The organism is Luteitalea sp. TBR-22 (genome assembly GCF_016865485.1).
Lineage (GTDB): Bacteria > Acidobacteriota > Vicinamibacteria > Vicinamibacterales > Vicinamibacteraceae > Luteitalea.
On record NZ_AP024452.1, the window covers coordinates 595,299 to 615,837 of the forward strand.

The 20,539-nt window shown below is 70.7% G+C and carries 15 protein-coding genes; 7 read left to right on the forward strand and 8 right to left on the reverse strand.

The features are described from left to right. Nucleotides 1-49: 49 nt before the first annotated feature. The 7 genes from TBR22_RS02485 (at nucleotide 50) to TBR22_RS02515 (ending at nucleotide 12,779) form a co-directional block, all read left to right on the forward strand. Nucleotides 50-1,975: a TonB-dependent receptor gene (locus TBR22_RS02485; RefSeq protein ID WP_239491375.1), complete on the forward strand. Its 1,926-nt coding sequence runs from the start codon at nucleotides 50-52 to the stop codon at nucleotides 1,973-1,975. 537 nt (nucleotides 1,976-2,512) lie between these two features. Beyond that, complete coding sequence (locus tag TBR22_RS02490; RefSeq protein ID WP_239491376.1) at nucleotides 2,513-5,377, forward strand: ATP-binding protein; 2,865 nt, start codon at nucleotides 2,513-2,515, stop codon at nucleotides 5,375-5,377. A 25-nt stretch (nucleotides 5,378-5,402) separates the two neighbouring features. Then, the gene (locus TBR22_RS02495; RefSeq protein WP_239491377.1) at nucleotides 5,403-6,812 is read left to right on the forward strand and encodes a sigma-54 dependent transcriptional regulator; all 1,410 of its coding nucleotides are present in this window, start codon (nucleotides 5,403-5,405) and stop codon (nucleotides 6,810-6,812) included. A gap of 108 nt (nucleotides 6,813-6,920) precedes the next feature. Further along, nucleotides 6,921-8,348 carry an MBL fold metallo-hydrolase gene (locus TBR22_RS02500; RefSeq protein WP_239491378.1) on the forward strand — a complete coding sequence of 476 codons (1,428 nt, stop codon included), beginning with the start codon at nucleotides 6,921-6,923 and terminating at the stop codon, nucleotides 8,346-8,348. Between the two features lie 45 nt (nucleotides 8,349-8,393). Beyond that, complete coding sequence (locus TBR22_RS02505) at nucleotides 8,394-10,454, forward strand: CHASE3 domain-containing protein (protein ID WP_239491379.1); 2,061 nt, start codon at nucleotides 8,394-8,396, stop codon at nucleotides 10,452-10,454. Further along, nucleotides 10,447-10,902: a response regulator gene (locus TBR22_RS02510; protein WP_239491380.1), complete on the forward strand. Its 456-nt coding sequence runs from the start codon at nucleotides 10,447-10,449 to the stop codon at nucleotides 10,900-10,902. The genes TBR22_RS02505 and TBR22_RS02510 overlap by 8 nt, the downstream gene beginning before the upstream one ends. Beyond that, nucleotides 10,899-12,779: a response regulator gene (locus tag TBR22_RS02515; RefSeq protein ID WP_239491381.1), complete on the forward strand. Its 1,881-nt coding sequence runs from the start codon at nucleotides 10,899-10,901 to the stop codon at nucleotides 12,777-12,779. The genes TBR22_RS02510 and TBR22_RS02515 overlap by 4 nt, the downstream gene beginning before the upstream one ends. Here TBR22_RS02515 and TBR22_RS02520 read toward each other — a convergent pair. From TBR22_RS02520 to rpsU, 8 genes are all read right to left on the reverse strand, one after another. After that, nucleotides 12,733-14,100: a glycosyltransferase gene (locus TBR22_RS02520; protein ID WP_239491382.1), complete on the reverse strand. Its 1,368-nt coding sequence runs from the start codon at nucleotides 14,098-14,100 to the stop codon at nucleotides 12,733-12,735. The two genes, TBR22_RS02515 and TBR22_RS02520, sit on opposite strands and share 47 nt — an antisense overlap. A 25-nt stretch (nucleotides 14,101-14,125) precedes the next feature. Continuing rightward, complete coding sequence (locus tag TBR22_RS02525) at nucleotides 14,126-15,184, reverse strand: glycosyltransferase family 4 protein (RefSeq protein ID WP_239491383.1); 1,059 nt, start codon at nucleotides 15,182-15,184, stop codon at nucleotides 14,126-14,128. Nucleotides 15,185-15,192: 8 nt separating this feature from the next. Then, nucleotides 15,193-16,500: a glycosyltransferase family 4 protein gene (locus TBR22_RS02530; protein WP_239491384.1), complete on the reverse strand. Its 1,308-nt coding sequence runs from the start codon at nucleotides 16,498-16,500 to the stop codon at nucleotides 15,193-15,195. A 1-nt stretch (nucleotide 16,501) separates the two neighbouring features. Further along, on the reverse strand, nucleotides 16,502-17,896 hold the full coding sequence (locus TBR22_RS02535; RefSeq protein WP_239491385.1) for a glycosyltransferase family 4 protein: 1,395 nt from the start codon (nucleotides 17,894-17,896) through the stop codon (nucleotides 16,502-16,504). Beyond that, on the reverse strand, nucleotides 17,893-18,747 hold the full coding sequence (locus tag TBR22_RS02540) for a hypothetical protein (RefSeq protein WP_239491386.1): 855 nt from the start codon (nucleotides 18,745-18,747) through the stop codon (nucleotides 17,893-17,895). The genes TBR22_RS02535 and TBR22_RS02540 overlap by 4 nt, the downstream gene beginning before the upstream one ends. Before the next feature lie 39 nt (nucleotides 18,748-18,786). Then, the gene (locus TBR22_RS02545) at nucleotides 18,787-19,713 is read right to left on the reverse strand and encodes a decaprenyl-phosphate phosphoribosyltransferase (protein WP_239491387.1); all 927 of its coding nucleotides are present in this window, start codon (nucleotides 19,711-19,713) and stop codon (nucleotides 18,787-18,789) included. Between the two features lie 51 nt (nucleotides 19,714-19,764). Beyond that, nucleotides 19,765-20,106, reverse strand: coding sequence for an STAS domain-containing protein (locus tag TBR22_RS02550; RefSeq protein ID WP_239491388.1), 342 nt, complete (start codon nucleotides 20,104-20,106; stop codon nucleotides 19,765-19,767). Nucleotides 20,107-20,336: 230 nt separating this feature from the next. Beyond that, entirely contained in the window at nucleotides 20,337-20,534 is a 198-nt protein-coding gene (rpsU, locus tag TBR22_RS02555) for a 30S ribosomal protein S21 (protein WP_239491389.1), read from the reverse strand. Nucleotides 20,535-20,539: the final 5 nt, after the last annotated feature.

Here is a 20,539-nt window from a genome sequence, read left to right on the forward strand (position 1 = left end):
GCGGGACCTTCCCGCGGAGCGTTCCTGTGGACCTGTCACTGGAGTTCCCATGACCCGATCGGTGACGCTGACGGCGCTCGCGCTCGGCCTGAGTCTCGCCCCCACGGCAGACGCGCAGCCGCTCGTGCAGGCACGCGCACACACAGGTCCGTCATCGGTGGCTCCTGGGGTCGCGCTCGTCGCTGGGCGCATCGAAGGCGTGGTCACCGATGAGCGCGGCGCGCCGCTTGCCGGCGTGGCCGTCTCGGCCCTCGGGCCCGACGCGCTGTTCGGGGTCACCGATCAGTCCGGGCGCTTCGTCTTCTCCGCCGTCCCGGTCGGCACGTACCTGATTCGCGCGCAGCGCGCCGGCTATCGCGCGTCGACGCGCGAGTTCGTCGACGTGACGCCCGCCGCCAGCGCCCGCCACACCGTCAAGCTCACCCGCCTGTCGGGCACCGCGCCGGCGGCGCCCCCGGTGGCCTCCGACAGCCCCACCCCGGTGATTGCCGCCGGATTCGGCGGCGGCGCCACGATCGCGCCCGCGCCTGCGGCCCAGGCCGAGGGCGACGATCACGAGCACTCGCCGCGCCTGTGGCGGCTGCGACACATGAAGCGCTCGGTCCTGCGCGAGACGCAGGGCCAGCTGGCGCTCGACGCCATCGAGGAGGATCTCGACTGGCTCGACGAGCGGCTCGGCGCGCCGACCGTCGAAGCCTCGGCCCGGAGCACGTCGTCGTTCTTCGGCGACGCCTCCCTGTCGGGCCAGATCCAGTTCCTCACCGCCACGGCCTTCGACGAGAGCGGTGGCGAGGGCACGTCCTGGGCGCAGGGCCCATCGGGCGTCGCCTATGCCACCGTCGGCGCGCCGATTGGCAACACGGGCGCGTGGTCGGTGCGCGGCGCCTTCGGCCGTGGCGACATGTCCTCGTGGATCGTCGCGGGCAACTACCTGCGCCCCACCGAGGCCAGCCACGCGCTCGACCTCGGGGCGTCGTTTGCAGCGCAGAACTTCTCCGACGACACGCCGGCCGCGCTCCTGAGCGTGCCCGAGCGCAGCCGCGTCGCCGGCACGATCCACGCCTTCGACACGTGGCGCCTGCATCGGCGTGCCGTGGTCACCTACGGCTCGCGCTACGCCTACCACGACTACCTCGATCGCCCGACGCTCCTCAGCCCGAGCGCATCGATGTCGGTCTCGCCCTTCGAGAAGACCTGGGTGCGCGTCGCGGTCACCCAGCAGATGCTCGCCCCCGGCGCCGAGGAGTTCGACGCCCGCAACCTGTCGGCGTTCTCGGTGCCGCCGCAGCGCACCTTCACGTCGGCGACCGCTGGCGGCCGCCTCAGCGCGGAGCGCACACGGCACGTCGAGATTGGTCTCGAGCGGCAGATCGGGCAGGTGCTGCTCAACCTGCGCCGCTTCGAGCAGGCCGTCGACAACCAGCTGGTCACCATGTTCGGCACCGGCCCGCAGGGCCTCGGCGCCGACCTGGGCCACTACGTCGTCGCCAACGGGGGCAACGTCAACGCCGGCGGCTGGGTGATGGGCATCTCGCAGGACGCCGGGCCGCGCTTCCGCGGCGCGCTCGAGTACACCATCGCGAGGGCCGAATGGTTCGGCGCTGGCGATCGCGGCCTCATCGCGCTGATGGCGCCGTCGGCCGACCGCACGGGACGCGAGCGGATCCACGACGTCACCGCGCGGGTGGTCACCGACATCGCCGAGTCGGGGACGCGCGTGGCGGCGACCTGGAAGGTCAATTCCGCCTTCTCGCGTCGCAGCCCCAACCTGGCCGACGCGGCCACCGACGCGCGCTTCGACGTGCAGGTCTCGCAGCGACTGCCGTTCCTCAGCGCCACCGGCGCCGACTGGGAGTTCGTGGTCGCGGTCCGCAACCTGTTCCGCGACGGCGAGGCGGTGGGCTCCATCTACGACGAACTCCTCGTCATCCGTCCGCCCAAGCGCGTCGTCGGCGGCGTCCTCGTCAAGTTCTAGTCAGCCTCCGCTCGCTCACGCGAGCTCGGCTGACAACGCTCACGCGAGGCGGCCGTCGCCACCTCGTCAAGTTCTAGTCAGCCTCCGCTCGCTCACGCGAGCTCGGCTGACAACGCGCACGCGAGGCGGCGGTCGCCACCTCGCGAGTTCTAGGCAGCCTCCGGTTCGCTCACGCGAGCTCGGCTGACAACGCTCACGCGAGGCGGCCGGCGCCACCTCGCCACCCTCTCCTGCGCCTCTGTGGGCTGCTCGGTCGAATGGCCCGTGCAAGTGGCGCTTGGGTGCTGATCCAATAAAGCGTCACGCCGATCCCTTTCCTTGGAGGCGAGCCGGGCCGTCGACCCTCCTCGCCGGAGCATCGTCGCGGAAATGCCTCAAAAGCAGGGACTTGCGAGGGGACGTCCCGATCTGCCCATGGAACGTCCTTTGCTATATCAAGGGCGACTCGACGTGCCCGGCTGCCCAGGCCAGTACCTCGTCGATACGTAACCGATGACCGAGGGTATCTGGCCAACATCCCCAGAGGGGCCGAGGCGCGTGCAATGGGGCCGCGCCGCCCTCGCCGTGGTCGTCACGGCGATCCTCCTCGCGCTCGTCGGCGCCAACATCGCCGTCCGCTTCTCGTGGCTCGAGATCGAGGACGGGATTCTGTGGGAAGCGCGCGCCGAGGGCGTGGTGGCCGCCAGCGTCGGGGCCGAGGGCGCGGGCGCGCGGGCGGGCATCCGACCCGGTGACGTCCTGGTCGCGGTCAACGGCCGCGGCATCGACCGGGTGGAGCAGGTACTCGACGCGCAGCACGGCAGCCAGCGCGGTCGTCCGCTGGCCTACGTGGTGTCCCGGGCAGGCTACGAGCGCCCGCTGCGGCTCGACCTGCAGCCCTTGCCCGACGGCGCGCGCCTGCTCTATTACGCGATGGCGGCCGTGGCCATCTTCGCGCTGCTGGTCGGCTGCTCGGTGCGCGTGCAGCGGCCACGCGATCCCGCCACCCTGCACTTCTTCTGGCTGACGGTCGCCTTCTTCGGCGTGTGCGGCTTCTCGTACAGCGGCCGCCTCGATCGGCTCGACTGGGTCTTCTACTGGGCCGACGTCGTGGCGATGCTGGCCCTGCCGCCGCTGTTCGTGCACTTCGCGCTGGTGTTCCCGGAACGGCAGGACAGCTGGGTGCGCTCGCCGCGCGGTCGCGCCGCGGTGCCGCTGCTCTACCTGCCGGCCATCCTGCTCGGGCTGACCCGCGTGTCGGTGCTCTCGGCCGGGGCGCTGCCGGGCGACAGCCTCGAGAACTGGGTCGTGGCGCTCGATCGCGCCGAGATGCTGCAGCTGGTGGCGGCGCTGGTGATCGGCCAGACGATCATGACGCGCACGCTCGGTCGCCTGCGGTCGGTGACGGCGCGGCGGCAGCTGCGCTGGATCGTGTGGGGCACGCTGGCCGGCGCGTTGCCGTTCGCGCTCTTCTACGGCCTGCCTTATGCCCTCGGCTACCAGCCGTGGGAGCCGCTCGGCCTGCTCGTGGTGCTGCTGGCGCTCGTGCCGCTCGCCTTCGCCTCGGCGGTGGTCCGCTACCGCCTGATGGACGTCGAGGTGATCATCAAGCGCACCGTGGTGTACGCCACGGTGCTCGCCGCGATCGCGACCATCTACACCATCACGCTGCGGCTGGCCAGCGAGATGTTCCTCGGTGGTTCCGAGCAGCACAACTCGGTGATCGCCATCCTGGCGACGCTGCTGGTGGTGCTGCTCGCGCCGATGGTCAAGAACGCCATCCAGACGGCGCTCGACTACGCCCATTACCGCGACCGCTACGACTACCGCCGGGCGCTCCTCGCCTTCGCCCGTGACCTGAACGCCGACCTCGACCTCGACCGGCTGGCCGAGCGGCTCGTGCAGCGTCTCTCCGAGACGTTCGGCGTCGATCGCGTCACGCTGCTCGTCGCTGCCGCGCCTGGCGCCGAGGGCTTCTCGGCGCTTCGCACCGTCGGCGCCGCGGCCGACGCCGTGCCATGCCTCAAGCGCTTCTCCGGCATCGGCACGCGGCTCGAGAGCGGGCAGGTGGTGAACCTCGACGACCCGTTCACGGTACGGCGGTTCTCGGCCGACGAGGTGCGCGCGTGGCGCGACCGCGGCCTGCACTACTTCGTGCCCTGCCTGGCCAAGGACGGCCCGATTGCGGTCATCGGCCTCGGTTCGCGGCCGAGCGGCGAGCCTCTCAGCACAGAGGACCTGACGCTGCTCAACGCCGTCGCCGCCCAGGTCGCGACGGCGATCGAGAACGGCCGCCTGTACGTGGCGCTGCGCGACAAGGCCGAGGAACTCGACCGCATGCGCCAGTTCAGCGAGAACGTGGTGCAATCGCTGCAGGACGGCCTGCTGGTGATCGACCTGCAGGGCACGGTGGTGCACTGGAACCCGGCGATGGAGCAGATCGCCGGCGTGCCCGCCGCCCAGGCCGTGGGCAAGCGCGTCGACGAGCTGTTCGATCCCGAGTTCCTCGCGGCCGTGCGCATGGCCGAGCGCGACGGCTCCGACGCGGCCACCATCTACCGCACGCCGCTGGTCTCGCGACACGCCGACGGCGCGCGCAAGCGCCTGGTCAACGCCGCCATGCACCCGCTCCGCGGCTCGTCGAGCTCGCCGGTCGGCTCGGTGCTGATGATCGACGACATCACCTCGCGCGTGCAGCTCGAGGAGCAACTCCAGATCTCCGAGAAGATGGCCTCGATCGGCTTGCTGGCCGCCGGCGTCGCGCACGAGGTCAACACCCCGCTCACCGGCATCTCGAGCTTCACGCAGATGCTGCTCGAGAACGCCGACCCCGAGGATCCGCGGACCCGCCTGCTCGAGAAGATCGAGCGGCAGACGTTCCGGGCGGCCAAGATCGTCAACAGCCTGTTGCACCTGTCGCGGCCCGTGCAGAGCGAGACCGGACCGGTCGACCTGCACGTGGTGATCAACGACGTGCTCTCGCTGCTCGAGCACCAGTTCCGCACGGCGAGCGTGCAGGTGCGCAAGGACCTGCAGGCCGACGGACCGATGGTGCGCGCGGTCGAGCACAAGCTGCAGCAGGTGTTCCTCAACCTGTTCCTGAACGCGCGCGACGCCATGCCCAAGGGGGGCTGGCTGGGCATCGGCACGCGGCGCGACGGCGACCACGTGGTCGTCGAGGTGAGCGACACGGGCGCCGGCATCCCCGCCGAGCACCTCGCGCGCATCTACGACCCGTTCTTCTCGACCAAGCCGATCGGGCAGGGCACCGGCCTCGGACTCTCGATCACGTACGGTATCGTGCAGGAGCACGAAGGCACGATCGTGTGCGACAGCCAGCTCGGGCAGGGGACGCGCTTCACGCTCTCGTTCCCGCGGCTCGGCGGCGCACGCACCGAGAGTGCAGGCACGGGCGCCGGCTGACGCGCCCGGGAGCGACTTTTCCGCAATGGCCACTGCCAGGGGGACGATCCTCGTCATCGACGACGAGGAGGTGATGCGCGAGGTGCTCGAGGCGCTGCTCGAGCGCGAGGGCTACGACGTGCGCATGGCGGTGAACGGCATGGAAGGCCTCGAGCTGGCCCGCGCCCACGCCTTCGATGCCGCCATCGTCGACGTGATGATGCCGGGCATGGACGGCCTGTCGGTGCTCGGCGAGCTCCGCGCGATGGACGAGGACCTGCCCGTCGTCATGGTCACCGCCTTCGCCTCGGTCGAGACCGCGCTGTCGGCGATGAAGCGCGGCGCCTTCGACTACATCACCAAGCCGTTCAAGAACGACGAGGTCGCCGCGGTCCTGCGCAACGCCGTCGAGCGCACGCGCCTGGCGCGCGAGAACCGCATCCTGCGGCAGCACCTCCAGACGCACGGCAGCCGGTTTGCCAACATCATCGGCCGCAGCAGCAAGATGCGGCAGGTATTCGACCTGGTGATCCAGGCCGCGCCGAGCCGCTCCACGGTGCTCGTATACGGCGAGAGTGGCACCGGCAAGGAACTGGTCGCGCGGGCGCTGCACAACAACTCGCTGCGGGCCGACAAGCCGTTCGTCACCGTCAACTCGGGGAACCTGCCGCCCGACCTGCTCGAGAGCAACCTGTTCGGCCACGTGAAGGGCGCCTTCACCGGCGCCGTCGCGCCGAAGAAGGGCCTGTTCGAGGTCGCCGACAAGGGCAGCATCTTCTTCGACGAGATCGGCAACGTGCCGCTCGAGACGCAGGCCAAGCTGCTGCGGGTGATCCAGGAGCGCGAGTTCATGCGCCTCGGCGGCGTCGACACGATCAAGGTCGACGTGCGGATCATCGCGGCGACCAACGTCGACCTGCGCACCATGGTCGACGAGGGCCGCTTCCGCGAGGACCTGTACTACCGCCTGCACGTCATCACCGTGAACCTCCCGTCGCTGCGCCAGCGCAAGGAGGACATCCCGCTGCTCGTGCAGCACTTCCTCGACAAGTACGGCGAGGAGAACAACCGCCGCGACCTCGAGCTGGCTCCCGAAGCCCTCGACCTGCTGCTCGAGTACGACTGGCCGGGCAACGTCCGCGAGCTCGAGAACGTCATCGAGCGCGCCGTCGTCCTCTGCACCGGGAGCCGCATCGGCCCCGACCTCATCCCGGACACGGTGCGATCGACCCGCCGCTTCCAGATTCCCAACTTCGTGCTGCCGCCCGAGGGCATCTCGTTCAAGGACGTCACGAGCGACTTCGAGCGTCGCCTCATCGAGACGACGCTGGAGGCCGCCGGCGGCGTCCAGAAGCGCGCCGCCGAGCTGCTGCACATCAAGCCGACGACGCTCAACGAGATGATCAAGCGGTACGACATCCGGCCGCGCCGCAAGAAGGACGACGCCGGCGCCTGAGGGGCGGGACCCCTCGCCCCGCAGTGCCCGGCACCTGGCCTGTCGGCCCCGCATCGCGGTGCTGTGCGCCGAGCCGCCCCGGCAGTAGGATGGTTGCCGGAGGACCTCATGCTGTTCCGTCAGATCGCCGACCCCGAGCTGTCGCAGTACGCCTATCTCGTGGGTTGCCAGCGCACCGGTGAGGCGCTGCTGATCGATCCCGAGCGCGACATCGACAGGTACGACCGTCTGGCCGCCGACGAGGGATTCCGCATCACCACCGTCGCCGAGACCCACATCCACGCCGACTACGTGTCCGGGCTGCGCGAGTTCGCGGAGCGCCCCGGCGTCCGCGTCGTGCTGTCCAAGGCCGGTCCGCCCGAGTGGCAGTACGCCTGGGTGGGACAGGGACGCGCCGAGTACCTCCTGGTCGGCGACGGCGACCGCTTCTCGATCGGCCACATCGACATCGAGGTGCGGCACACGCCCGGGCACACGCCCGAGCACGTCGTGTTCGTCGTGACCGACCGCGGCTCCGGCGCCGACCGGCCGATCGGCGTGGCGACGGGCGACTTCCTGTTCGTCGGCGACGTCGGCCGGCCCGACCTGCTCGAGTCTGCGGCCGGACACGTCGGCGCGATGCGGCCGTCGGCGGTGCAACTGCAGGCCTCGCTGCGACAGGTGGACGCGTGGCCAGAGTTCATGCAGGTGTGGCCGGGGCACGGGGCCGGCAGCGCGTGTGGAAAGGCGCTCGGGGCCGTGCCGATGTCCACGGTGGGGTACGAGCGCCGCTTCAACGGCGTGCTGTCGCTGGCCCGCGATCAGGGGGATGCGTTCGTGGACGCCATCCTCGACGGACAGCCGGCACCGCCGCCGTACTTCGCGCGCATGAAGCAGGTCAACAGGGACGGCGCCCCGCTGATCGGCGCCGTGCCGTCGCCGCCGCGGCTGGCCATCGCCGATGTGGCCGGGCGTCCCGAACTGGTGGTGCTCGACACACGTGAGGACCGGGCGGCGTTCATGGAGGCGCACCTGCCGGGCAGCCTGCATGCGCCCCGCACGCGCCAGTTCACGGCGGCCACCGGCGCGTACGTCGACCCGGGGCAGTCGATGGTCCTGCTGGCCGAGGAGTCCGACGTCGATCGTCTCGTGCGCCAACTGTTACGCATCGGCCTCGATCGCATCGAGGGCTGGATCGCGCCCGCCGAGCTCGACCGGTGGCGCGCCGACGGCGGCGCCACCTCGTCGATTGAGCGGATCAGCTTTTCTCAGGCACCGCAACCGGGGCAGGATGGCACGTGGATCGACGTGCGCAGTGCCGCCGAGTTCGCCGCCGATCACGTGCCGGGCGCGCTGCACGTGCCGCAGAGCCGCCTCGCCGTGGAGCAGGCGCGCGTGCCGCGCGGGCGTCCAGTGATCGTGCACTGCGCGACGGGCGGGCGAGCCGCCCTCGCCAGCGCCTTCCTCGCGCGTCTCGGCCATGACGTGCGCTATGTGGACGACGACTTCGCCCGCTGGCGCGCGCAGGCCCGCCAGGAGAAGGTCGGCACCACCTAGGGCCGGCCGCAGGGCAGCGCGCGCCACCACCGGGGACGCGCGCTGATGCGGACGTACTCGATCCTCGCGCGGGCGCTGATCCTCGTCGCGGTGCCGGGCCTCGTGCTCGTGCTGCTGCTGCTCGCCTTCACCAGCGCGCAGCGCCGGCAGGCCGAGGCCCAGGCGTGGTCGCACCACACGCGCGACGTGCTCGACGAGGCGCAGCGCCTCCTCACCCAGCTGTCGGACGCCCAGACCGGCATCCGCGGGTTCATCATCACCAGGGACGGCTCGTTCCTCGAGGCGTACGAGCGCGGTCGCAGCCGGCTGGTCCCCACCGTGCGACGCCTCGGTGCGCTCACCGCCGACAACCCCGTGCAGCACCAACGCGCGCAGCAACTGGCGCAGCGCGTCGACGAGATGTCGGCACATTACGCGCACGTCCTCGAGGTCGTGAGCAGGAGCTCGCCCGGTCGCGACGAGGAACGGGCACTCGTCCTCCGCGGCAAGGCGCTGATGGACCGCCTCCGCGACGAGATCACCGTCTTCCGTACCGAGGAACGGCAACTCGACGACCTGCGCCGCGACACCCTGGCCGCCGCGGACCGCCGGCTCTCCAGGGTGGTGGTGGGCGGGGCCGGGGCCGCGCTCTTCGTCGCCCTCGCCCTCGGCGTCTGGTTCCATCGCGCGCTCGCCTGGCGCGTCGACAACCTGCTCGCCACCGCCACCACGCTCGCGCAGGGACGTGAGGCGCCTCCGACTCCGGGCGTCGACGATGAACTCAGGCCGGTCGAGGACGCGCTCCATGTCATGGCCGCGTCGCTGGCGCAGCGGCAACGCGCGGCGGTCAGCGCGCTGGCCGATGCGGTCAGCCTCTTCTCTGTCGCCGGGACGCGGCACGACGTGCTCGACGTCGCCACCGGGCGCGCCCTCGCCCTGGTCGACGCCGGCGTCGCCGTCTGCACGCTCGAACAGGGCACGCCGCCCGCCCAGGTGGTCGCCGCGGCGCAGGCCCTGCCCGGACGACCGGCTCCGATCACCGGAAGTCCCTTCGAGTGGGCGGCTGCCCACGACGTGCTGCACCACGGCTGCGCGATTCACCTCGACGTCGCCTCGCGCGCCGCGCACCAGCCGCCGCAGGAGGTCGATCGCGTGCTCGGCCCCGGCGACTGGATCGGCGTGCCGCTCGGCGACGACCGGCGTACGCCCATCGGCGTCCTGCAGGTCGCCGCCCTGCCGGGGCGCACCTTCCGCGCCGACGATCTCGACGTGGTCGGCACCCTCGGGCAGGCCGCGTCTGTGGCCCTCGCGCTGGCCCGGTCGCGCCAGCGGCTCGAGGCGGCCAATGCCGATCTGGCGGCCACCAACCGCGAGAACGAGCTGTTCATCTACAGCGTCTCGCACGATCTCCGGTCGCCGCTGGTGAACCTCGAGGGCTTCAGTCGCGAGCTCGCGGCCGCGGCAGACGGGTTGCGCACGCTGCTGGCGCAGGAGGACGTCCCCGCGCCCGTGCGCTCGCGCGCCGCCGCGATCCTCGAGGACGACGTGGCGGCCCCGGTCCGCTTCATCCGCACGGCGGTCGGACGGCTGAGCGGGATCATCGACGGGCTCCTCCGCCTGTCGCGCGCCGGCCGTGTCGAGTACCAGCCGAGCCCGCTGTCGCTCGCCCCCCTCGTCTCGCGCATCGCCGAGTCGATGCAGGCCACGCTGGCCGAGACCGGCGGGCAGGTGCGCGTCTCGGCGCTGCCGGTCGTGCACGGCGATCCGCTCGCCATCGAGCAGGTCTTCGCCAACCTGATCGGCAATGCGGTTGCGTATGCGCGTCCGGGCGTCCCGGTGCGCATCGACGTCGCCGCCGAGGACGACCTGGCGAGCAGTGACGCGTTCACAGTGATCCGCGTCAGCGACAACGGGCGGGGGATCGCCGAGGCGCACGCGGAGCAGGCGTTCCAGCCGCTGCAGCGGCTGCACCCCGGCGTCGGTCATGGCGAGGGCATGGGCCTGGCCATCGTCCGCCGCGTCGTCGAGCGACATGGCGGCCGCGTGTGGCTGCGGTCGGAGGTCGGGGCTGGCACCACGTTCTACGTCGAGCTGCCCCGAGCGATGGAAGGAGACGCGCATGGTTGACCCGACGCTCACCATCCTGCTGGCCGAGGACGACGATGGGCATGCGTGGCTGGTGGAACGCCACCTGCGTCGTGCCGGGGTGCAGGCCGCGATCAGCCGGGCCAGCGACGGGCAGGCCGCGCTCGACTACGTGCACGGGCGCAACGCCGTTCGTCCCGGGCCGCTGCTGGTGCTGCTCGACATCCGGATGCCGCGCGTCGACGGCGTCGAGGTGCTCCGGCAGCTCAAGTCCGCGCGGGCGACCGCCGCGATCCCGGTGATCATGCTCACGACCACGGACAATCCCGCCGAGATCAGGCGCTGCTACGCCCTCGGGTGCAACGTCTACCTCACCAAGCCGGTGGCGGCCGACGGCCTCGCCGAGGCGATGCGCAGGCTCGGCGAGTTCCTCGCGATCATGCGCGTGTCCGACGAGGCCTCGCCCACGCCACAGGAGCGTCCGTCGTGAGCGCGCCGCAGGGCGTCATCCTGATCGTCGAGGACGACGAGGGGGTGGCGCACCTCGAGCGCCGGCAGCTCGAGAGGGCCGGCTTCGCCGTGATGGCCGTCTCCACCACGCGCGACGCGCTCGCGGCCATCGAACAGGAGGCCGTCGCGCTGGTGCTCCTCGACTACCACCTGCCGGGGCAGGCCGACGGCCTGGCGTTCCACGAGGATCTGCGGCACCGCGGGCACCACGTGCCCGTGATCCTCGTGACCGGTCGGAGCGACGAGGGCACGGCCATCCGCGCCCTGCGTGCCGGCGTGCGCGACTTCGTCACCAAGAGCGCCGAGTACATCGAGTACCTGCCGGAGGCCGTGTCTCGCGTGCTGGCGCAGGTGCGCACCGAGCAGCAGCTCGCCGAGTCGGAGGCCCGCCTGGCCAGCCTGATCGCCTCCGCGGAGGATGCGCTGCTGGTGGCCGATGCGGATGGTCATCTGTCGCTTTTCAACCCGGCCGCCGAGCGCGCCTTCGGGATCACGGCCGCCGAGGCCGCGCGGCGTCGGCTCGACGAGCTGTGCACGATCACCAGCGAAGGGGGCGCCCACGTGCTGGCGCCTGCCGCCCGTCGCCCCGACGGCAGCACCTTCCCCGTGGAAGGCACGGTGTCGCGGGTGCCGCTCGGTGGCCGCGAGGGCCTGGCGGTGATCCTGCGCGACGTGAGCGAGCGGCGTGCCGCCGAGGAGCGGCAGCGCAAGCTCGAGTCACAGCTGCTGCACGCGCAGCGCATGGAGGCGATCGGCAGGCTCGCCGGCGGCGTCGCCCACGACTTCAACAACCTGCTGACGGTGATCTCGGGCTACAGCGAGTTGCTCCTGCACGCGCTGCCGGAAGACAGCCCGCTGCGCGAGGCCGTCACGACGATGCGCGACACCGGAGAGCGCGCCGCAGCGCTGACGTCGCAGTTGCTGACGTTCAGTCGCGCCCAGGTCGCCAGCCCCACCCGGCTCGATCTCAACGCCGTCGTGGACGACTTCGCGCGGATGCTCCGCCGGCTGATCGGCGACGACGTGGACCTCGTGCTGCGGCTGTCGTCGGCGCCGTGCCCGGTGATGGCCGACCCGCGACTGATCGAGCAGGTCGTGATGAACCTGGTCGTCAACGCGCGCGACGCCATGCCGGGCGGCGGGACGCTGGTGATCGAGACCGACGAGGTGTCGCTCGGCGACGACGCGTTGCCCGTGCCGCATGGGTTGAAGCCCGGGCGTTTCGTCCGCCTGCTGGTGAGCGACACCGGCATGGGCATGCCCGCCGACGTGCGCGTGCGGATCTTCGAGCCGTTCTTCACGACCAAGCAGGCGGGCAAGGGCACCGGGCTCGGGCTCTCCACCGTGTACGGCATCGTGCGACAGGCCGGCGGCCACGTCGACGTCTACAGCGAGGTGGGGCAGGGCACCGTGTTCAAGGTGTACCTGCCGTCGGCTGCGGGGCCGGCGGAGGCGGCCGCCGCGGCGGGGCTGGCCGAGCACCCGCGTGGCCACGAGGCCGTGCTCGTCGTCGAGGACGATCAGGCCGTCCGCGACATCATCACGCACGTGCTGCGCAACCACGGCTATCGTGTGACCGCGATGCCGGGCGGTGCGGCGGCCCTGGCCTACGTGGAAGGCGGGGGAGAGGTCGACCTGCTGGTCTCCGACGTGATGATGCCGTCGATGTCGGGACCGGCGCTGGTGGACGAGCTGACCCGGGTGCGTCCCGGGCTGCGCGTCCTGTTCCTCTCCGGATACACGGAGGAAGCCACCGCCATCACGGGCCTGCGGCCCGCACACGTGGCCTTCCTGCAGAAGCCGTTCACCTTCAGCGCGCTGCTGACGAAGACGCGCGAGGCGCTGGCGTGCCCATGAGGCCGCCGATCAGGCGGTCGTACTTGCCGAGGATGACGTCCCACCGGTAATTGGCATCGACGTAGGCGCGTCCGTTGCGCCCCATCGCGCGCCGCAGCCGGTCGTCGGCCATCAGCACCGACAGGGACTCGACGAACTCGTCGCGATCGGCGTAGTACAGGCCGGCGTTGCTGCGGCGGCAGTGCTCGACGAGGACCTCGGCGCGGGCGTTGCACAGCACCGGCGTGCCCATCGCCATCGCCTCGAGAGCGAGCAGCGAGAGGCTCTCGAGGGGCGACGGCACGATGACGACGTCGGCGGCGTCGAGGGCCTGCAGGCGCTCGGCTTCGGGCAGCATCCCGGCGAAGCGGATCCACGGCGTCTCGGGGATGGGCATCAGCTTGGCGCCCATCAGCGCGAGCGTGGCGTCGCCACCGGCCTGCCGGTAGGTGTCGAAGTACTCGAAGAGTTCCTCGCAACCCTTGCCCGGATCGATGCGGCCGCCGTAGAGCGCGACATGGCCGAAGAGGCGATGCCGACGACGGAAGGCCTCGCCGATGCCACGCTTGCGGTCGCTCACCGGCCGCTCGGGGCGCGGACCGCGGCCGCGTCGGCCACGCGGCACGCCGTCCTTCGGCGCCTGGGCCGCGGCCTCGGGTTCGTCCTCGGGCACGAGTGGCCCCTCGAGCGGCGCGTCGACGCCCCGCCGCGGCTTGCCGTGGCCCTCGGTGTCGAGCAGGTCGACGCCGCAGCCCACCGTCTCGCCCGCCAGCGGTCGCAGGTCGAAGGTGCGCATCAGGAACGCCTTCTCGGTCTCGGTGTTGAACGCCACGGCGTGCGCCGCGGCGAACAGGTCGCGGTAGATCCCGAGGTGGATGGCCGGCTCGTCGTGCGCGGTGGGCACGAGGATGCTCTTCTTCGGGGCGATCTGCAGGCCCAGGACGGTGGGCGCATACAGGTAGGTGAAGAAGACGAGCACGTCGTACTGCTGGTGCGAGCGCTGCAGGTACTCGAGCAGCGCCGGGCACCACGGCCCCTGTTCCTCCAGCCACCGCATCTCGTCCTCGCGGCTGTGCGGGTAGTTGAAGATCCAGTCCGAGAACGCGTTGAACGACTCGAGATCGCGCGTGCGCGCGTTGGCGAACCGCCGGACGTTGACGCCGCGGACCCGGTCGGTGCCCTCCGGGTACTCGTTCTTCCAGGTGGTGTACTCGCGGGCGCAGGTGGTGAGCACGTCCACGTGGTGCCGCGCGGCCATGCGCTCGGCGATGAGCCGGCAGTGGTACTCGGATCCGCCGAGGATCTCGGTGCCGTAGCGCTGGATGATGAACGCGATCTTCACTGGGGCATCCTGGGTGAACGGGACGTCAGGCGAACGGCGCGAGCAGGGCATCGAGGTGTGCCTGCATGCGTGCCTCGCTGAACGCCTCGAGCCGCGCGTACTGGCCCTCGATGATGGCCTTGCGCAGCGTGTCGTCGTAGATGAGCCGGCCGAGCCACTCGGCCGCGAACTCGAGATCCTTGGGCGTGAACACCACGCCCGCGCCGCCCATCGTCTCGGGGACGGCCGCCGCGCCGTAGGCCAGCACCGGCACGCCCGCGGCCATCGCCTCGAGCAGCGGTACGCAGAACCCCTCGTGCTCGCTGAGCGACACATAGGCGCTCGCGTAGCGGTAGAAGGCCGCGAGGTCGGCGTTGGGCACGGGCCCGGTGAACCAGAAGCGGTCGGCCGGCATCTGGTACTTCTCCATCAGCGCGCGCACCGTCGCGTAGTACGACGGAACCGCATCGTACCGGCCCACGAAGATGAAGCGGTAATGGCTGTCGACGTAGCGCTTGTAGTGCTCGGCCAGCCGGATGTGGTCCTCGATGCGCTTGTTGGGCGCGATCCGCCCGACGAAGAGGATGTTGGTCAGGCCGTCGCCGAGGATCTTCTCGAGCGCCGGCCGGCGCGGCGCTGCCGTGATCCGCTCGAGATCCATGGCGATCGGCATCACGCCGGTCGGGGCGAAGCCGAGCGCGTCGAGCTCCTCGCGGTTGTAGGTGCTGTCGCCGAGCGCGAGGTCGGCGTGGCCGACAAGCGTGGCCAGTTCCTGCCGCCCGAGCATCGCGAGGCGGCAGATGTGCGGCGCGTAGTCGGCGAAGAAGTGCGCCGGCGTGATGTTGTGGTACTGCAGCACCCGCCCGCCGGGCAGCGAGGCGAACGCGGCCGTCATCGGCGACGGCAACGCGAAGTGGAAGATGGTGACGTCGCCGCGCCTGGCCTCGGGATCGCCGAAGGGCCGCACCTCGTGGCGGAGGTCGTCGTCGATGGTCAGCGCGAAGATCTCGGAGGCGTGGCCGCGCGCCCGCAGCAGGGCGCGGACGCGCCGGGCCGAGTCGCCGATGGCGTCGCCCTTGTGCGCGGCCGGGACCCATTGGTGCACGCTGAGCATCACGCGCCCGGACCCGTGCGTGGAATGGCGTGATCCCTCTCGACGACTCCCGACTCCCGACTCCCGACTCCCGGTTCCTGCCCTGCGACTCCCGACTCCCGACTCCCGACTCCCGGTTCCTGCTTCGGCAGTGCGCGAAGTGCGGACGGCCGGTACTGGCGCACTTCCTCGAGTTGCTCCTGCAACTCGAACTGGTCCCAGAAGTCGAATGACACCTTCGGCGCCTCGCCGGCCGGCGCGGCGACGGCCTGCTCGACGAAGTTGAGCAGCGTGCCGTCGAAGTCCTGGCGGGCCAAGCGCTCGAGGGCGGCGTCCTGCGAGGCGAGGATCCGCTCGACGAGGTCCTCGTCGTCGAGGATGGCCTGCATCACCGAGGCGACGTGCGCCGGGTTCTTGGTCTCGAACAGCACGCCGCCGCCGTCCATCGTGGCCGGCACGGCCGTGGCTGCGTAGGCCATCACCGGCACGCGCTTGTGGAAGGCCTCCATGAGCGGCACGCAGAACCCCTCGTGCTCGCTCGCGCAGAGGAACAGGTCGGCCACGTCGTAGAAGGCCGAGAGCTCCTCGTTGCTGACGTGCCCCATGAAGAACACGTCGGGCAGCTTCAGCGTCGCGACCAACTGCTGCAGCATCGCGAAGTACAGGTCGAAGCCGCCGTAGGAGCCGACCAGCAACAGGCGCGACCGCGGGTTGCAGCGCGTCTTGTAGGCGTGGAAGAACCGGATGATGTCGTCGATCTTCTTGTTCGGGATCATCCGGCCCACGAACAGGATGTTCGTCCAGCCGTCGTCGAAGCTGTCGGCGATGGTGCCGGTCGCCGTCGCTTCGAGGTGCGTGAAGCTCGGGACGACGGGCAGCACGCCGGTCCGGGGGAAGCCGGCCTCGACCAGCTCCTGGGTGTTGAACGCCGAGTCGCCGAGCGCCAGCACGCAGCGATCGCGATAGGCGCCGAGCTCGCGTCGCCCCATGTAACAGAGCTGCACGAGCAGCGGGTGCACGTCGACGAAGAACTCGGGCGGCGTGATGTTGTGGTAGACGAGCACCATCTTGTCGGGCAGCGCGTACGCGACGCGGCTGGCGCGCGACCCGATGGAGAAGTGGTGGATGAGGACGTTGTCGGGCGAGCTCTCGTCGATCAGGTCGCGGTAGTCGCGCGTCAGGTGCTCGAGGCGCGGGTCGGCGGTCTGGACGAAGATCTCGGACGCGTAGCCGGCGGCCCGCAGCACGCGCTGGATGCCCAGCACCTCGTGGCCGATGGCGTCGCCGTACCCGAGCGTGGCGAGGACCTGGTGGACGGCCTGGGCCATGTCAGCGCCCCTGCCTTGCGTGCGCCGGGCGCCCGGTCGGACGACGACGCGTGCCACGCCGACCACCGCGCGGCGGCCCTTCGGGACGGGTCCGCGGCCCGGAGGCAACCGGCCTCGGCGCCGGGCCGTCGGGCACCCCCGCGAGCACCTCGCGCGCCGGCGGCAGCGTCGCGCGGCGACGCGCCAGCCAGCCGGGGATCGGCTCGATGCCGCGGGTCGCCGCTGGCGCCTGCGTCAACTGGTCCAGCATGCGGTCGTACTTGCCGTCGAACACCGGCCAGGCGTAGTTGTCCCGGTAGTACCGGCGGCCGTTCTCGCCGAGCGCCTCCGCCAGCGCCCGGTTGGTCGTCACCGTGCGCAGCGTCTCGGCGAACTCGCGGAAGTCGGCATAGAACAGCCCGGCGTTGCTGCGGAGGCACTGGCCCTGCAGCACGTCGCAGCGGGCGTTGGCCAGCACCGGCTTGCCCATCGCCCACGCCTCGATGGCCACCATCGAGAGGCTCTCGTAGAACGAGGGCATGATCAGCGCCTCGCACCCGGCCAGCGCGTCGAACTTGTCCTGGTCGGAGATGAAGCCGACGTGCCGCACCAGCGGGTGCTCGGGAATCGGCAGCAGCGCCTTGCCCGCGAGCACGAGCTGCAGCGGTCGGCGCGAGGTGAACAGGTACTGCTGGAAGAACTGGAACAGCTCGCGGCAGCCCTTGTTCTCGTCGATCCGGCCGACGTACAGCACGTACGGTCCCCGGATGTCGTACGTGCGCCTGAAGCGCTCGGCCACCGCCTCCGACGGGATCTCCGAGCCGACCCCGACGACCACCCCGGGCACGGCGTCGTTGCGCGACACCGCGCGGATCATCGCCTGCTCCTCGTGCGAGTTGTACATGATCGCCCGCACGCCGCGGAACACCGGCGGGAACAGCGCGAGGCCGATCGCCGGGTCGCGCTCGGCGGTCGGCACGAGGATCGCCCGGTCGGCCGCCGCACGGATCCCGTGCCAGGCGTGGTGGTACCGGTAGCTGAAGAAGAACAGGTAATCGAACGTCGACGCGTGACGGGCCAGGTGGGCGATCAACGCCGGGCTGGTCGGCCCCTCGCTGTCGAGCCACGCGAGCTCGTCGTTGAAGGAGTGCGGCGTCTCGAAGACCTGGAACGAGCGCCTGCCGAACTCCTCGGGATCGCGCTCGCGCGACACCGGGAAGCGGCGTACGGCGACCGGGCCGATCCGCTCCTGCCCCTCGGGGCACTCGTTGCGCCACGTGACGTAGTCGCGCGCGCACGTGGTGAGCACCTCGACCTCGTGCTTGCGCGCGAGCCGCTCGGCCAGGTACCTGGCGTGCAGTTCCGCGCCGCCGTTGATGTCGGCGCCGTACCGCTGGACGACGACCCCGAGTTTCACGACTCGGAAGGTTCGGCGCCGCCGTCGCCGGCAGCATTGGCGCGTGATTCCGCGGACGGCGACGAGCCCGCGTCCGACCCGCCCTCGCCCTCTGCGAAGCCCTCCGCGCCGTTGCCCTCGCCGCCCTCACCGGGGCCACCTTCACCGGGGCCGCGTCGCCGGCCGCGGCGCCGGCGGCGCCGCCGGCCCGCCTTGTCGGCGTCCTCGGGCGCGAGGCTCGCGTCGGCGACCGGTTCGAGCGTGGTCAGCGACACGGCCGACGCGCCCGGCTTGTACTGCACCACGCCTTCGAGCGCCCGGGCGCGCCGCTCGGCGAAGTCGAGGCGCGTGTTCAGCGACTCGACCCGCATCTTCAGGTTGCGGTTCTCGATGCTCAGTCGCGTCAACTCGACGACGACGTTGTGCAGCACCTCGAAGTTGAGCGCCTCGCGGCTACCGACGCGGGCAATCGACCGCGTGAAGTATCCGTTGAGCGCCGCCTGCATGTTCAGCACGCGGATCAGCGGGTTCGGGTTGAAGAACAGCTTCAGGATCGGGTTGAGCAGGCGCCGGATGCTGCGCAGCAGGCCGCCGCGTGTCGAGGCGTAGATCGACTCCTCGTCGAACCCGTACAGGTCCGGCGCCGGCTCGATGTCGGCCAGCGTCGTCGTCGAGCGCGCGTTGCGGTATTCCTCGAGCAGCCCGGAGCGCACGGCGAGCGGATCGAGGAACTTCTCGAGCTTCACGCCCGCGAGTTCCTTGATCTCCTCCTCGGTGTAGTCGGCGCCGCGCTTCTCCTTCACGCGGGCGCGGATCTGCCGCATGATCTCCTCGACGTTCACGGAATCGGCGCGCACGGAAATATCGGACATGGCTCTGTGACGCTCAGGACACCCCACGCGCGACGCGGGTCAGCGGGCGAGTGTCCACGGATGGTAGATCAGCGCGACGGTGGTCGCGCCCCAGAGGGCCACGCACAGCAGCAGGGGCCGGTCCGCGAGCAGGAGCTCGGTGGGACTGCCGCCCTGGCTGCGGCGATGGACCAGGTAAAGGTACCGGAAGATGCCGTACAGCGGGAATGGGAACGTCAGCCCGAGCCAGGGCGTCCCGAACCGCTCCGCGGTGTCGGCGCTGACCGTGTAGAACGCGTACCCCATCAGCGTGGACGCCGTGACCACGGCGATCATCTGGTCCACGAGGTAGGGCGTGTACTCGCCCAGGATGGCGCGGTGCCGCGCCGCCTCGTCGCCCAGCAGGGTGATCTCGTGGCGCCGCTTGGCCAGGGCCAGGAACAGCGCCAGCAGGATCGTGCACATCAGCAGCCACTGGCTGACCGGCACGCCGATGGCCGCCCCACCCGCCGAGGCCCGGATCACGAAGCCCAGGGCGATCGACAGCACGTCGAGGATCACCTGTCGCTTGAGGCCCAGCGAGTAGCCGACCTGCAGCGCGACGTACGCGAGTGCATGCACGAGGAACGCCGGGCCCAGCCACGCCGATGCGGCCAGCCCGGCCAGGAGCATCGTCGCCCCGAAGCCGAGGGCGAGCCCGACCGTGAGGTGACCCGCCGCAATCGGGCGGTGCCGCTTGATCGGGTGCTGGCGATCGGCCTCCCGATCGACCACGTCGTTGAGCAGGTAGACGACACCCGAGAGCGCACAGAAGGCGAGAAACGCGACGCCGGCGCGCACCACGGCCTCGCCGTCGAGCAGCCGCTGCCCGAAGATCAGCGCCGCAAAGACGATGAGGTTCTTTGTCCACTGTGCGGGACGGAGGGCCAGAAACAGCGACGCCGCGACGGAGGGTCGCGGCGTGCCGGGTGCGTGCAAGGCGGTCAACGCTCGTGGGCGGCGGGTGCCGCGAGGCACCCGGGAACAACCAGGTCCGGCCTAGGCCGAGAAGCTCTGGATGGCTTCCGCTTCGGTGTCGAAGGTCTCGAACACGGTCAGCAGCTTGGTGATCGAGAGGAGATCCTCGATGCGCTTGGTGAGGTTCAGCAGCTTCAGCTTGCCGCCCTGGCGGCTCACGGTGGTGTAGGAGCGCACCATCTCGCCGAGGCCCGCACTGTCGATGTAGGGCACGCCGTCGAGGTTGAGCAACAGGTTCTTCTGGCCGGCGTTGACCAGGCTGGCAATCTTCTCGCGCAGCATCTCGTCGCCCTCGCCGAGCGTCATCTTGCCCGAGAGGTCCAGAATCGTCACTCCGCCGACGACCCGCTCTTCAATCTGCATCGCCTTCTCCCCGCTCCGAAAAATCCCCGCAAACTCGCGGAAAAACTGTACTTCAGGAGGGCTGACAGTAGCACCAAGCCAGCACAGGGTCAAGGCGTACGGCCGAGCCTGTGGCGGTGCTGCGCAGTGCCACCGGGACCAGCGATCCCGGCGGCACTGCAGACGTTCATGCCTGGACCGCCCTTCGACTCCGCGCGGGCTCGCCCGTCGCGTCGCCAGGGCGAGCCTGCTCAGTCGGTTTCCCGCCGCTGCTTCTTGCGGCTCCGCTTGCGGGCGAGGGCCTGCTTGGCGCGACGCTTGTCGCCCGGCTTCAGGTAGAACGAATGTTTCTTGATGTCCTTGATGATATCTTCCTGCTGCACCTTGCGCTTGAAACGCCGCAGGGCGCTTTCGATCGATTCACCTTCCTGCACCTTGACTTCGGCCACGTCGA

Excerpts from the sequence above, each read along its gene's own strand:
- TBR22_RS02505 (WP_239491379.1), top strand. The coding sequence starts at position 8,394 with ATGCGGACGTACTCGATCCTCGCGCGGGCGCTGATCCTCGTCGCGGTG.
- TBR22_RS02550 (WP_239491388.1), bottom strand. The coding sequence starts at position 20,106 with ATGCAGATTGAAGAGCGGGTCGTCGGCGGAGTGACGATTCTGGACCTC.
- TBR22_RS02540 (WP_239491386.1), bottom strand. The coding sequence starts at position 18,747 with ATGTCCGATATTTCCGTGCGCGCCGATTCCGTGAACGTCGAGGAGATC.
- TBR22_RS02510 (WP_239491380.1), top strand. The coding sequence starts at position 10,447 with ATGGTTGACCCGACGCTCACCATCCTGCTGGCCGAGGACGACGATGGG.
- TBR22_RS02500 (WP_239491378.1), top strand. The coding sequence starts at position 6,921 with ATGCTGTTCCGTCAGATCGCCGACCCCGAGCTGTCGCAGTACGCCTAT.
- TBR22_RS02495 (WP_239491377.1), top strand. The coding sequence starts at position 5,403 with ATGGCCACTGCCAGGGGGACGATCCTCGTCATCGACGACGAGGAGGTG.
- TBR22_RS02485 (WP_239491375.1), top strand. The coding sequence starts at position 50 with ATGACCCGATCGGTGACGCTGACGGCGCTCGCGCTCGGCCTGAGTCTC.
- TBR22_RS02530 (WP_239491384.1), bottom strand. The coding sequence starts at position 16,500 with ATGGCCCAGGCCGTCCACCAGGTCCTCGCCACGCTCGGGTACGGCGAC.